Origin of the sequence: Citrobacter europaeus, from assembly GCF_037482245.1 — a bacterium.
Lineage (GTDB): Bacteria > Pseudomonadota > Gammaproteobacteria > Enterobacterales > Enterobacteriaceae > Citrobacter > Citrobacter europaeus.
Genome location: NZ_CP148084.1, coordinates 4,497,751 through 4,511,066 on the forward strand (window position 1 = coordinate 4,497,751; position 13,316 = coordinate 4,511,066).

Annotated in this window: 11 protein-coding genes; 6 read left to right on the forward strand and 5 right to left on the reverse strand. The window is 55.1% G+C overall.

Translation table 11 applies throughout. The annotated features are described in order from the left end of the window. Positions 1–10: 10 nt before the first annotated feature. A complete protein-coding gene (tssB, locus tag WHR59_RS21055; protein ID WP_043018227.1) occupies positions 11–523 on the reverse strand; it encodes a type VI secretion system contractile sheath small subunit in 513 nt (170 codons plus the stop codon). A 374-nt stretch (positions 524–897) separates the two neighbouring features. Between tssB and WHR59_RS21060 the strand changes: the two genes are divergently transcribed. Genes WHR59_RS21060 through WHR59_RS21085 form a run of 6 tightly spaced genes read left to right on the forward strand, consistent with a single transcriptional unit; the run spans position 898 to position 8,286 of the window. Beyond that, the gene (locus WHR59_RS21060; RefSeq protein ID WP_172862614.1) at positions 898–1,356 is read left to right on the forward strand and encodes a T6SS protein Cts2N; all 459 of its coding nucleotides are present in this window, start codon (positions 898–900) and stop codon (positions 1,354–1,356) included. 14 nt (positions 1,357–1,370) lie between these two features. Beyond that, positions 1,371–2,708 carry a type VI secretion system baseplate subunit TssK gene (gene tssK, locus WHR59_RS21065; RefSeq protein WP_087051769.1) on the forward strand — a complete coding sequence of 446 codons (1,338 nt, stop codon included), beginning with the start codon at positions 1,371–1,373 and terminating at the stop codon, positions 2,706–2,708. Then, a complete protein-coding gene (locus WHR59_RS21070) occupies positions 2,689–3,438 on the forward strand; it encodes a DotU family type IV/VI secretion system protein (protein WP_172862613.1) in 750 nt (249 codons plus the stop codon). The genes tssK and WHR59_RS21070 overlap by 20 nt, the downstream gene beginning before the upstream one ends. Further along, positions 3,435–6,974 (forward strand): type VI secretion system protein, encoded by a 3,540-nt coding sequence (locus WHR59_RS21075; protein ID WP_172862612.1) that lies wholly within the window; start codon positions 3,435–3,437, stop codon positions 6,972–6,974. The genes WHR59_RS21070 and WHR59_RS21075 overlap by 4 nt, the downstream gene beginning before the upstream one ends. After that, entirely contained in the window at positions 6,971–7,897 is a 927-nt protein-coding gene (locus tag WHR59_RS21080; protein ID WP_227093443.1) for an ImpA family type VI secretion system protein, read from the forward strand. Before WHR59_RS21075 ends, WHR59_RS21080 begins: the two co-directional genes overlap by 4 nt. Beyond that, positions 7,894–8,286 carry a DUF4280 domain-containing protein gene (locus WHR59_RS21085; RefSeq protein WP_047406640.1) on the forward strand — a complete coding sequence of 131 codons (393 nt, stop codon included), beginning with the start codon at positions 7,894–7,896 and terminating at the stop codon, positions 8,284–8,286. The genes WHR59_RS21080 and WHR59_RS21085 overlap by 4 nt, the downstream gene beginning before the upstream one ends. Positions 8,287–8,352: 66 nt before the next feature. Here the strand turns inward: WHR59_RS21085 and WHR59_RS21090 are convergent, their stop codons facing one another. Genes WHR59_RS21090 through WHR59_RS21105 form a run of 4 tightly spaced genes read right to left on the reverse strand, consistent with a single transcriptional unit; the run spans position 8,353 to position 13,260 of the window. Next, positions 8,353–10,266 (reverse strand): BglG family transcription antiterminator, encoded by a 1,914-nt coding sequence (locus tag WHR59_RS21090; RefSeq protein ID WP_338843441.1) that lies wholly within the window; start codon positions 10,264–10,266, stop codon positions 8,353–8,355. Between the two features lie 21 nt (positions 10,267–10,287). Further along, complete coding sequence (gene dagF, locus WHR59_RS21095) at positions 10,288–11,028, reverse strand: 2-dehydro-3-deoxy-phosphogluconate aldolase (protein ID WP_043018219.1); 741 nt, start codon at positions 11,026–11,028, stop codon at positions 10,288–10,290. Then, entirely contained in the window at positions 11,025–12,143 is a 1,119-nt protein-coding gene (locus WHR59_RS21100; RefSeq protein WP_080625806.1) for a DgaE family pyridoxal phosphate-dependent ammonia lyase, read from the reverse strand. The genes dagF and WHR59_RS21100 overlap by 4 nt, the downstream gene beginning before the upstream one ends. Next, positions 12,127–13,260 (reverse strand): amidohydrolase/deacetylase family metallohydrolase, encoded by a 1,134-nt coding sequence (locus WHR59_RS21105; RefSeq protein WP_043018217.1) that lies wholly within the window; start codon positions 13,258–13,260, stop codon positions 12,127–12,129. The genes WHR59_RS21100 and WHR59_RS21105 overlap by 17 nt, the downstream gene beginning before the upstream one ends. Positions 13,261–13,316: the final 56 nt, after the last annotated feature.

Here is a 13,316-nt window from a genome sequence, read left to right on the forward strand (position 1 = left end):
TCCTTTTCCGTCACGCGTTTTCAGCTGGTTTTTCTTCAGCAGCAGGTCTTAACGCCTGAAGTTCTGCGTTATCGTTTACCACCTGCTGTAACAACGCATCCAAATCGTCGTTACCATCCAGTTTGGTGAGGAGGTCGCGCAAGCGTTGGCGGGCGAGGAAAAGACGCTGGAGGGGTTTAACCTGATTGATAATATTGAGCGGCGAAAAGTCGTCGAACTCGTTAAAGCGCAGCTCAACGTTCAATTTGCTGCCATCATTAGCCAGACGATTTTCTACCTGAACCGCCAGACGAGGTGAGATGGAGGAAAGCACATCATCGAAATTGTCACGATCGATTTCGACGAATCGCCGCTCACGTAATTTAGCGGGTGGGGATGCTGGATGCCCGGATAAATCAGCCAGAATACCAACAACTAAGGGAAGTTCTTTTTTCTCAATCGCCCCACCCGTTTCCACATCATACGTTATTTGTACGCGCGGCGGCCTAATACGGTTGAGTTTATGCTGTATGCTCTCGGCCATATTTAATCCTTTTTTATTGCAATAGTATCCCTGGTACGATATTTGCCGCACCATTATTCGAAAAGTGATATTCATGAATAACTACCTGCAATATAAAAAACACAACAAAAAATAAATATCAACTTAATTTTTTGTTTTTTACACAAAAATAAAACATTTGATAAAAATCAATTAACCAAAAATCAACCAATAAAAATCAACAAGTTACACCAAAAGTTAATTAAAAATAATACTTTACACTTGAAATATAAATCACATGAACATTTAAATGTTAACGAATTTTATTACTTCAGATTCGTCCAATAATGATTTAAGTCAAAAACAGAACCGTTGCTATTAATTACCTTCTTAAGGAAGATATAAAAGGATTTTATATGACAAACGTCCTACGCCATCCAGCCAGCATAATATTATTCAGTATTTTAATTTTACTGAGTAGCGGCTGTTCATTGTGGCAAAACCGTGTGGCATTTAATGATGTGGTCATTGAAACCGTAGCAGATGCAAACGATAACACGCCAGTCGCAGTGGATATTGTCGCGGTTGCCGATAACGCGTTGCTGCCAACCGTACAAACGCTTAGTGCAACACAATGGTTTAACGCCAAATCACAACTGCTGCGCGATAGCCCTGACGGGCTGCACGTTTGGTCGCTGGAGCTGGTGCCGAATTCGCGTTTTGTGACCAAAAGCTCCCCTCTGCAGGGCGTTAAGGCAGAAGCAATTCTGCTGTTTGCCCGCTACAGCAGCGCAGGAGAACACCGCTTAAGACTGGATAAAGCAGATTCATTGCATCTGCTGCTAATGACGGATGAAGCAGTCCTGGCCCCCTGAACAAGGAAAGTACTATGAGCACAATTCCGGCAATGGTTTGCTGGTATGAAGGGATGGCAATGCTACCTCAACATTTCCAGTTGCAGGCATTGCGCAATGAAACGCTTTGCGCAGCGCTCACCGGGTGCGCTAATCCGTGGTTTTGGGGCGTCAACCGGCTACAGATTGACGAAGCGGCGCTGTGTGCAGGAACGCTACGTATTTTGCGCCTGGAAGCAATTATGCCCGACGGCACGCCGGTCAATTATGACATTAGCGACGATTTATCACTGGAGTTTGACTGCGCCCGTTTGCTGCCTGCCGCGCCGGACAGTGAGCATATCCTCTGGCTGGCGCTGCCGCCGCTAAACCGTGCCGGACAGTGGCAGTTGATGAATAGCCGCTGTCGATCAGTCAACAGCCCCCCGCTGCCTGACCTGAGTAGCGGTGAATTTCCCGAGAGCATTTCGCAATGGCAGCCCGAACCGCGTCTGGTTTGCCAGCACGATCGCGCCGATTTCGTCTGTCTGCCGCTGCTGCAGGTTGTGTATAGCGAAGGCGGATTTCGTCAGAGCGAGTGGTTTCCCCCCTCTCCTACCGTCAACGAAGAGAGTTACCTGGCGCGCCACACCCGACAACTCTGTCTACAGGCAAGAGAAAAAATTCTGTTTCTGAGCCGGGAAATGCAGTTGGCGCAACACGGGCAGCGTACCAACGACTGGCTATGGCTTACGCTGTCGCTGCAGAGTATCCAGGGCGCATTGCCGCTGGTGGAAAGCTTGATTAGCAGCGGGCGGCCGCACCCACAGGATCTTTACCGCGCGCTGAGTCTCTTTATCGGGCAAACGGCAATACTGACTCAGGATAAAACGCTGCCCCTGCTGCCAGCTTTTGATTATCAGAACATGATGCCCGCATTTGCATCTCTTTTCACCGTACTGAAAAACCAGTTGGCACATATTCATCGCCGCTATCAGCGGCTAAATTTCAGCAAACTGGATAACGCTTTTTCACTGCAACTTCCGCCGGATCTCCACGCCGGAGAGCAGGTGGTGATAGGTCTGCTGATGCCCGGAGGCAACGCCGCCAAAGCAGAAAAATGGTTACAAATGAGCCTTATCACCAGCCATCCCTTTGTACCCGTCCTGCGTCGTCAGCGGATGCATGGAATGACGTTCTCTCCGCTGGCTGCAGAGCAGCGCAGTGACTGGGAAATCGACGGCAATGTGGCCCTGTTTACCCTAACCCTTACCCTCCAGTGGTTCGAAAAAGGGACGCCGCTGGTTATTGCCCCATTGCATGAAACAGAGGATATGCCGCAGCAGATCATGCTCTACCGTCAGGAGGTAAGCCATGACGCCCGCGCATCCTGATATGCCTGCCAGCCGTCTGTTTGATGAGATTTACACCCGCTGGCTGGCGCAGTTCGAACGCTGGAAAAGCACTCCGCTACCGCCAGATGAGCTGCATAATCAGGCCGTTGTATATGCCAGTCAGGTGGTAGAAGAGTACAACCGACGTCTGACCCGCGAACTGGGTTCGCCCTTTCAGCAGCAGATTGACGCTGCCGTTTATGCCCTGGTCGCGCTGATTGATGAGTCCGTACTCTACGGCGACTGGCCCGCGCTCTCCCTGTGGCAGTCCTGCCCACTGGAGTATCATCTGTGGCAAACCCATAGCGCAGGGGATCAGATCCCCCGCAAGATCACCGCCCTGCTCAATGAACGTAGCCCAGGTAAACGAGATTTAGCCGCGCTGTATTTGCGCTGCCTGACGCTGGGGTTTGGTTCCCGACGTAGCGATTTTAATCTGCAGAATCATCAGGAAACCTGCCGCCTGCTGTGGCATTTTGCCTTTCAGCGTGACGCTCAGCTCAGCGATATAGCCGAACGTATGGAATCGACCGCGCTGGGCACCCCTTTACAGCTTCCGGCACATCGCCGCCTGCCAGACAATTCGCGCCTGCATCTTATCGCCCTCGTCATACTGTTGGCACTATTGCTGCTGAGTCAGCGATTGTGGCTGAGTATTGAAGATGCCATTGGCGTAAATACGCTGCCAGATTTTCCGGTAACCCAGTCTTGCCAGGGAGATGATAAGTGACGCAACCCTGGCTTACACTACTGATTATTATGCTGGTGCTATTGGCGATTACTCTCTGGTGCGTCTGGTGGCAGTGGGAATACCGAAACGATACGTTCAACCGTGCGCAAAAGGAGATCCAGCGAGCCTGCACAGGTCAGGATCCTTACGACAGTATGCGAATCCTGATGCTTGGCGATGAAGAGAATAATCGTCTGCTTTGCCGCAGTTGGTCACTCACCGACGGCCAGGAATACTGGTTCGGGCAATGGTGGTTTAATCCTCAGTGCAGCCTTCTGTGCCTGCCGCAAACGCTACAAACCGTTGGCAAAAAGCGGCTAATTCGCCAGAACGACTGGCAGAAGACGCTGTCTGCACTGGTGAAAAGCCGCCCACAGCGACCGCTGGACGCACTGATTATCACCCTTTCATTAGAGACGCTATACGACGATGATACCGTCCGCGCCAGCTTGTTGCATAACTGTCAGCAGTTGCAGCAGGTGTGCGGACTGAGTCTGCCAATTTACCTGATCATCAGCGGCATGGAATCACTGGAAGGCACCACCTCTTTACTGGAGCTATTGCCAGTGGATGCTCGCCGCAGTCCTATTGGCAGCACGATTCCGGTCGCCAGAGAAGCCATCTGGAAACCGCAGTGGATCGACAATGCCCTGGACAATACCCGTACTTCGCTGCGGATGTTCATAACCGAGCTTGGCGCGCTGCGAGGCAACACGCCGGAGCAATTATTCCGCCTGCCAGAAAACTTCCCGCCGCTTGCCGCACCGTTGCATGACGCTTTTGACGGCCTGTTAAACAGTCATGCCCGCGATGAGCCGCCGCAGCTTCGCGGGATCTGGTTTGTTGCACGAACGATGGCGGAGGGCAAACCGCAGATGCAGTTTTGTCAGTCGCTGCTGAGCGGGAAAATTACCGCCGAGCGCGGTCTCGCGCTTCCGGTCCGCCGCCTGCTGCGCCTGAACCTGCGCCGCCATTTCATAACCCTCGCCTGCTATAGCTGCCTTTGCGTTCTCTGGCTTGCCGCCATGACCTGGAGCTGGCGATACCAGCACACCAACGCCGTACTATTGCACGATCGTCTGCAGGTCCTCGCCACAGCCGCCCGAGCCGATATCACGGGTGAGCGTTCCACCACGCTGTACTGGCGGGTTCTCAACGGCATTCCACAGTGGCAGTTTCGTTCCATCGTCTGGCCCGGCTCGCTGTTCAGCCGTACCGATACAAAATTGCGCGAGACGTTTAGCAACGTCACCCTGGTTAGCCTGCTGGTGCCCGCCACCAACAGTATCTGCCTGCAAAATCAACATGAAAGGGGCTTTGAGCAAGACGATCTGCTACCCGAAGAGCGTTACCGGCAAATTCAGCACTTGCTCACTCAGGCAAAACAAATGGAGTCGCGCTATTTGCCGTTGCTGCAATTGATGCAGATGAAGCAACCCACTGTGCAGACGTTGGCAAACGTCAGCGCCAGCGTTTGGGGCGTGACCGTTGACACCGACTCTTTGCCCTCGCAGGAAAAGCTCAACGAAATGTTTGCCACGCTCAATCTCTCGCGACTGAAATTACCCGACGCCAGCGAGTTGACTCAGCGCAACAGCGTACTTTTTTCTCACGAAACCATGCGCTGGCTGGAGCAAAACTATGGCAATACCAGCCTGGATAACAACGAAGAGCAACTCGAACAACTGCTGGCGCTATTTGGCAACGGCTCCGGGGTTACCCCGTTGTTCGTCCGCTCGCTTATCCGCCAGGTCAGCCGCTTACAGGCAACGCTGACAACCATCAATAACCTGAGTCGTGACGCAACAAATTCGCCAATCAGACTGCCACTGGATGAGCTGCTCACGCAGGCACGGACCCTTAGGCTTATCGACAACGGCGTGGTTCAGGAACTGCTTCGCCACGAAACCCTACTTCGCCAACGCTTTCTGGCACAGGTTGATGGCTCCAGGCTGCACTTCTCCTCACTAACCGAGCAATCCGCGGAAGGGCAATTCAGCGTATCGCCGGATCTTCTGGCATTACAAAAAAGCTTGCGTGATTTACTTAACCAACCCTTCTGGCAGCAGGGAGCAAGTCAGCCCACCGGGGATCCTGTCGGTTATCCCGGCAATCTGCAACTCCAGCAGGCGCAGGCGCTGTATGGCGGATTTGAGCGCTTTACACAGCAGCTTCCAGACAGCATCTGGCGACCCAAAATCACCATGCTGGCGCGACAGGCGGTGGAAAACGCCATCCGTCAGGCGCTATACGCAGGGACAGCCGGAACCCCAGACAACAGCAATGTCAGCACCGCCAGCGCGGATCAGATCATTGAGGCTTTCAACCAGCTCAATCGTCCTCAGCTTGCTATAGCATTGCGCCAACAAACCGCAGCCCAGGTGATTAGCCGGGTACGTCAGGACGGCGGCGCGTTACTTCCGTCGATTAACCCTCCGGCGGTCAATTACGCTACCACAGAACAGGCTCAGGCTAGCGGGCAGAAAATTGCCGGGTGGGCTAGCGCACAAGCAGAGCAAATCTCTGGCGTCCTGGTCCGCTATCAGCAGGATATTGACTGGCTCGACAAGCAGCGCCCATGGCTAACGGCAATGGATAACCAGCTTATCGTTCGCTGGAGTAGTTCACTGGCAGCCATGCAACGACTGCAACAACAGGATCCTGGCAGTCCGCCGATGCAGATGGCGACCCTTGCCGCCGCGCTGCCGACGCTCTCCGCACAGAACTGCCAGAGTGAATTGGCGCAGTTTCGCAGCGCGGGCAGTAACGATTTTTACGGTCAATCGCTCAACGCGCTGGTAAACGCATCATTGCAAAAATGTCAGCAATTACGCCAACAGGCCAGCATCGGCGCGGTACAGAAGATCTTCAATCTGTACAACACCTGGCTTGCAGGGCGCTTCCCCTTTACCGCCGTGCCAAACGCGCCGGATGCTGATGTCGATCGGGTGCGCGAACTGACCGTTTTGCTCACGCAACTCCCCGCCGAAACGTTATCCGAACAGCCGCCACTGATTCAGCAACTGGCAGCAGCACAACCGCTACTTTCGGCGTTGGTCAGCCCTGAAGGCGTGACGTTACGGGTTATCTGGCGCACCTCACGCAACCATGAGGCTGGCGCGGATCAGATTGCCGACTGGCGACTCGTCGGCAATCAACAATCGATCAGCTACCCCGACGGCTCAACTGACCTGCACTGGCGCAGCGGCGATAACCTGAACTTTAGCCTGCGCTGGGCAGCCAATTCCGCCTGGCGTCCAATGCCAGGCCTGTCACAGACAGGCGTAACGGTAAGCGGTGATACTGGGCGTTGGCGCTGGCAGGGAGCGTGGTCGCTGCTCAGGATGATTGAACAACAGGGCGTCGGTGGCGCGTTGACGCAACCGCTGCCGCTGCGTTTTTCGCTCCCCGTAGGCGATGGTCAGAAGCCATTGCAGTCGACGGTATTTTGGCAGGTCACATTGTTAGATGCCCAAAACAAAGCGCCGCTACCATGGATACCGCTCACCGAGCAGGGATTATCAGGAGGAAAATGATGGAACATATTCAGGCATTACTGGCCCCCATTCAGGCGAATAGTCCGTGCGGGGACTCTATCCGTTATTCACCAGAATTCGACCAGTTGGTTGCCGCCCGCCAGCAGGATGACGAAACGCTGCCCACCGGCGTCTGGCAAAGTACGCCGCGCCGTGCCGACTGGGATGAAGTCGCCAAAATCGCCACCATGCTGACGAAAACGCTCAGCAAAGACCTGGTCATTATGAGCTGGTTGGGCGAAGCATGGATTAGAGCTCGCGGCTTAGCGGCCCTGCCCGATGCGCTGGCATTAGTGACCCTGGCGCTGGAGCATTATCCCGAGGAATTGCATCCCCAAATTAAAGAAGGTGACTATGACTATCGCGCCGCGCCGCTCAGTTGGATGGCGCAACACTACGCCACTCTGGTCGCTGAAGCCCCGCTGTTTATCGCTCATGGGGAAACCGTCTCACTGACCCAGTGGCAGCAGGGAAAATTTTCTGATGTTCCGCTGCCAGGCGCAGACGAGTCCACCATAAAACCCCTGTCATCCAGCATCGAGTGGCTCACACGTCTCAATGCCGTCTGTCAGAACTGGCCTGCAGCATCTGCGCCTTCATTTAATGCACTGGAACAAAAGATCAAAACCGGCCTGCAGGCGTTAGGAGGCAGCGTATTGCCGGTGCAGCCGCAATCTGTCAGCGAGGAAAGCTCCCCAACACTCAGCTATAACGCCACATTTGCCCATCGGGAGGAGGCATATCTGATGATTAAACAGGTCGCAGATTACCTGGCGCGCACCGAACCGCATAGCCCGGTACCCTATTTACTGTATCGCGCCTATGCCTGGGGGCACACGCCACTGCCGGAACTACTCAATGAACTGATCACCAGCGACGAATCCGCTCGCCGACTGTGGAGACAATTGGGGGTACTACCATGAGCTGTCCCGGAGTTTGTACCGGCGCATTGCTTCAGTGTTCCTTTGGCATCGCGCCAGGTACGTTGAACGTGCTGCCCACCAGCCGAACAATCGTCGGAAACATGCCGATGGCGAATATTATGGATAACAAACCGTTGGTGAACATTATGCCGTTCGGCATGTGCAACAGCCTCGCCAACCCGACCGTTGCAGCCGCAACCGCCGCAGCGCTCGGCGTGCTGACGCCAATGCCGTGCATCCCCGCCACACCAGCCCCCTGGATGCCGGGATCACCCACAGTATTGGTGGGAAATATGCCCGCTCTCACCGCTCAGTCGCAGTTGATCTGCATGTGGGGCGGCGTGATCCAGATTAGCTTTCCTGGGCAGCTAACGACTGTTGTGGCGTGATGTTATGCCCTTGAAATTAAGGGTAACGACTGCAGGAGACTACGCTGCAAGGTAATTGCAGCGTCTTTAAAAACGGCTCACGCACTCCATGGCGACCGTTTTGAACTCGGTGAAATTCCGGCATGCGCAGAGCCGCGTCATCGCGCGTTCGCGCAGGAAAGTGACGAAAATATCGTAAATGGCCATCGCCTCTTCGTATTCGCTTTTACTGATGGCGAGCAAGAAGATCACGTACGCAGTTTCATCGCCCCAGGCAATACCCTGCGGGGCGAGGATGGTGTAGACCACCGTTTTCTTTGCCAGCAGGCCGAGGGCGTGCGGCAGGGCAATGCTGTCACCCAGCATGGTGCTGACGATAGCCTCACGCTCAACCACCGAATCAAGAAACTCCACATCGACAAAGCCTTCATCCTGCAACTGGCGACATAAGACGTTGAACAATGTTTGTTGATCCATTGGCTCATCGATCACACGAAAATGGGCGGCATCGAAGAATTTGTTCAGCATCCATGGACGGGTTCTGTCGACCAGCACCAGTTTGCCAATTTGTTCCAGTTGATAATCGGTAGGGAACGGCGCAATCATGACCACAGGCTTATCTTTTTCACCCACCCGCGCGGTAGAGATGACAAAATCTTCGCTAATGCTTTCCCGCTGTTCGTAGTCGCGCAGCGTTACGGTATCGACGATCTCTATCTGCGGATACTTACGCGCCAGCACCGCTTCAATCATCCGCGCCATCGCATTTCCGGCATCGCATACCAGCAGAACCTTCGGCTGCCTCTGGTAACCAATGTTGTAACTACGTTCAAGCCCAACGCCAATATGCAGCACGAGGAAGCCAATCTCATTTTCACTGATGGTGTACGGCGTATATTTTCCCCATCCCGAGACGGCGGCCAGCGTCATGTCCCACGCCATGGGGTAGTGCTGTTTAATATTTTCCAGCAGCGGATTGGGGATCATTATCTGGTAACGCACCCGGGTGATCATCGTCTTAATATGCGTCAGCAGGTCAGCATGCAACTGTTTGTCATTCAACAGGTTGTAGTTGTACTGGCTGTTGATAAACCGCAGGATGTAATTGACCAGCGCTTCGTCATCATCCGCATTGATGGCGCTGGGGGCGATCTCTTGTACCTGGCGGGCGGCGATATGCACCTGCAGCCAGTTTTCTTCAGAAACGGAAAGCGGTTTGTCCGCCAGCCGGTGCAGTACCGTTGTGATTTCTCGCGTGGCCAGGCACACCGATTGCTCGGCTTCTTCTGCGGCAAACTCCGGGAGGGGATAACCTTCGCTAATCCGCCGGACTGCCACCGCGCAATACAAGCGTAAAAACAGCTCGCCCTCATCGGTCAGGCGAATATGAAAACGGGCAAAAATGTCCTGCAGAACGGGTTGAAGCTGTTCAGGGATCCCGGCATTCAGCGCCTCTTGCGTCACTAACGGATGCTGCGGATCCTGCTGCGCCAGCGTCCATAGCAGATCGGTCAAACAGGCGCGAATCGCCATCTCGCTGCCGAACAGCTTCATGCCGTGACGGGGACGCGTTTCCAGCGTCAGATGATAACGTTGCAGATGCTCGCGCACCTCAGCCATATCGTTTTGCAACGTCGCACGGCTGATAAACCATTCATCAGCCAAATCTTCAAGCTTCAGCGAAAAGGCCGACGTCAGAAAACGAACCACCAGCCAGTATACCCGTTCCTGGCTGGTGCGTGGGATGCGCAGCAACGCGTCGGGCCGCTGCGTTTGCAGGGTGTGATAGCTTGCCGGATCGTCAATCTTGAGTTGATAACCGTTCCCACGGCTGAGGACAAACTGCGCGCCGTACTGGGTGAGCAGCGCGTTAAGCGCGGTGATATCCGCCCGTACGGTGCGTGTGGAAACCGACAACCGCTGCGCCAGCTCGTCCTGTGGAAGCGCTTCGTTTTGCAGCATGCCAAACAGCTGCGCTAAACGTTGGTTGGGGAATCGCACGTCAGTTTCCTCATCTTTCAGTTAGCCTACGCAGGCCCGGGTCATCGCCATCAGTTGGCGTACGTCGTCCGGGCGGGTGTTACCACTCACCTTATCAATAATCGAACTATAGATGTGAGGAATGATTTTGCTCACTCCGGCATCGAGGGCGATCTGCAGGATTTCAGAGAAATTATCCAAATCGATCCCGCCGGTTGGCTCCAGCCAGAAGTCATGACGGGCACAGGCCTGCGCAACCGCGATGTACTCGTCACGGCATTTCAGGCCGCCCATCGGGAAGTATTTAATTGAGCTACCGCCCATGTCTTTGAGCAACGCAATCGCGGTTTCTATCGGTACAATGCCGTCTGGCGTCTGGCTGCTTAGCGGACCGGTGGAGATTTTCACCCTGCCCGGGGTGCCGGTTGGCGAGACCAGACCGTTGACCACTGTCTCCTGCTGGCCCAGCAGCGCGCGACTGGTCGCCACGCCGGTAAAAACCTGATTAACATGCTGGGGCTGCACCTGACGGGAGATTTCACTGACCATCGCCGACTGGTTTGGATCGCCCGCCCCCAGCCCCACGGAGAGCGCATTGTCGATAAGGGCCGCGTATTCACGCATATCCGCTACCGCACTTGCGACATCAGGGTAATTTTTTGACAACACGCCAACCAGCACGTGTCCTTCCGCCGCCGCGTAAATATCCCGGGCATTTTCTTTGGAGCCGGCCAGCACGTTCAGGCAGACGCGGTCGCGATAAAAGTTAGGGGTCAGTTTCATGCGTTTTTCTCCTGCGAAATCACTTCGCCAATTCGACGGGCCACAATCTCCAGCTGCGCGCGATCGACGCTGCGCACGTCGGCTTCGATAATGCCTTCATTGGCTTTGTAACCACGGAAGTAAATCGCGTATTCCCCCTGCTTCAGCGCATCAACCAGTTCGCCGGTGGCGATCCCGGTTACCGCTTCGTCAAATTTAATTTCCGTGCGCGCTATGTCACGCCCTGCGCTGTCCCACACCACGCGGGCGCTCACGCCGTGAAGCTGGTTTAACGCGTTAATGAACGGCGTCATTTTCTCGACCATCTCCGCACCGCTTTCTTTCTGCGCGTTCAGATACAGTTCAATGGCGCAGGTCAGGCCAAGAATCCCCTCTTTGCCCACCTTCATCGCCCGGCCAATTCCCGCCGTCTGGCGTTTCACCCACTCAACGTACTGGGTTTTACCTATCACCAGACCGCTGGTGGGTCCTTCAATCGCCTTCGCGCCGCTATAAATCACCAGATCCGCACCAACCCGGTAGTAGCACTGCAAATCCTCTTCCGCCGCCGCATCCACGATCAGCGGCAGATTATGCGTACGCGCAACCACCGCAGCCTGCTCCACGCTAAGCATACTTTTCTGAACGCAGTGATGAGATTTGATATATAGAATGGCCGCCGTACGGGGCGTAATAGCTGCTGCCAGCTGCGCCGCGGAACATTCGTTGGCATAACCTGCCTCCACTAACTTGCCGCCGCCAAGCGCCACCATGGTGCCCACCGGCGCGCCAAAGTTGACGTTGTGACCTCTGGGCAACACAATTTCGTTGTTCTCGATGGGCGCAACGTGCAGATTCTCCAGCAGCCAGTCGCTGTCTTTAACCAGCACGCCAGCCACCGACAGGGCGATTCCGGCCGAGGCGCAGGAGACGACGGTTGCCCCTTCCACTTCCAGCAATTTCGCGATGTAGTCACCGGTTTTATTCACCAGGTCTTTCATCTCAAAGTATTGATTCATCCCGGCCATTGCAGCCTCAACCACCTCTGGTCGCGGCGTGGAAACGCCGAGCGCCGTCATGCGGCCTGATGTGTTAATCACCTGTTTTAGGTTGTATTTCTCAAAAATCGAAGGCATGTTCCGCGCTCCCTTGTTCGGTCATATAGCCCTTGCCCGCACGTATTGCGGCAAGCGGCACCAGCAGTTGCTCAGCCTGCAGGCTGTCGTTTTCTGCATCTACCAGCACGGTTGGCTGGCGCTTAAGCGTAAAGAGGGTTAAATCGGCATCCAGACCGACCTGCAGTCGCCCCTTGTGTTTCAGGCGCAGACCATCGGCGGCATTGGCGGTAACGCACTCAATGACCTGCGGAAGCGACATCCCAATAGCGAGAAATTTCGACATCACATTCGCCAGGGAATGTACCGGGCCGCTGATACGGTTACGGCAATAAATATCGGAGCTGATGGTGTGCGGCAAAATGCCCAGGCCGATCGCGCGTTTTGCCACCGCAAAGCTCAGGCTGGCAGTGCCATGCCCAACGTCCAGACGCACGCCACGTGAAATCGCCCGGGTCACTGACGCCCGCAGCTCGCCTTGCGGCGTCAGAATGCGATTCGGCTTACCGTTGTAGCAGTGGGTAATGATATCGCCTGCGCTCAGGCGTTCAGCGATATCATCGAGATTCGGCGGGTTGTTGCCGATATGCACCATCAGCGGCAGGTTGCCGTTCTGCGCTTGCATCGCTTTGGCACGCTCCAGCGGCGTGATGCCGTTTTCACCGACTACGCTGCTGCTCATGCGCGCCTTCAGGCCGACGATAAAATCAGGGTAGCGCTTCACCGCCTGGCGCACCGCATCGGCGTCAATATTGGCCATGTTAGCCAGCTCGTTCTGGGCGATAAGCCCAACGCGGGAGATGTTCAGCAGCGCATACACTTCGGTGGCCGCTTCCCGGGTCAGGGTGTAAAAATCGTCGATGTCATCCGCCCCGGTACTGCCCGCATCCACCACCGTGGTCACGCCGGTAGCAATACCGACGCTGTCCGGCTGGTCGTGGTAAATCGGGGATTTCGGGTAGCAATGAACGTGAGAATCAATCCAGCCTGCGCTGACGTAGCACTCACCGCCCAGCTCGATAGTTTTCAGCGCCGGGCCATCAACGTCGCCCAACGCCGCGATTTTGCCGTCTTTGAGCGCAATATCGCTCAGCGTATCGTCAACGAGGCGCGCACGGCGCAGGAGTAAATCAAACATCGCTCTCTCCTTTGCCGGATGGCGGCGCAACCGCCTTATCCGGCCTACAAATCAAC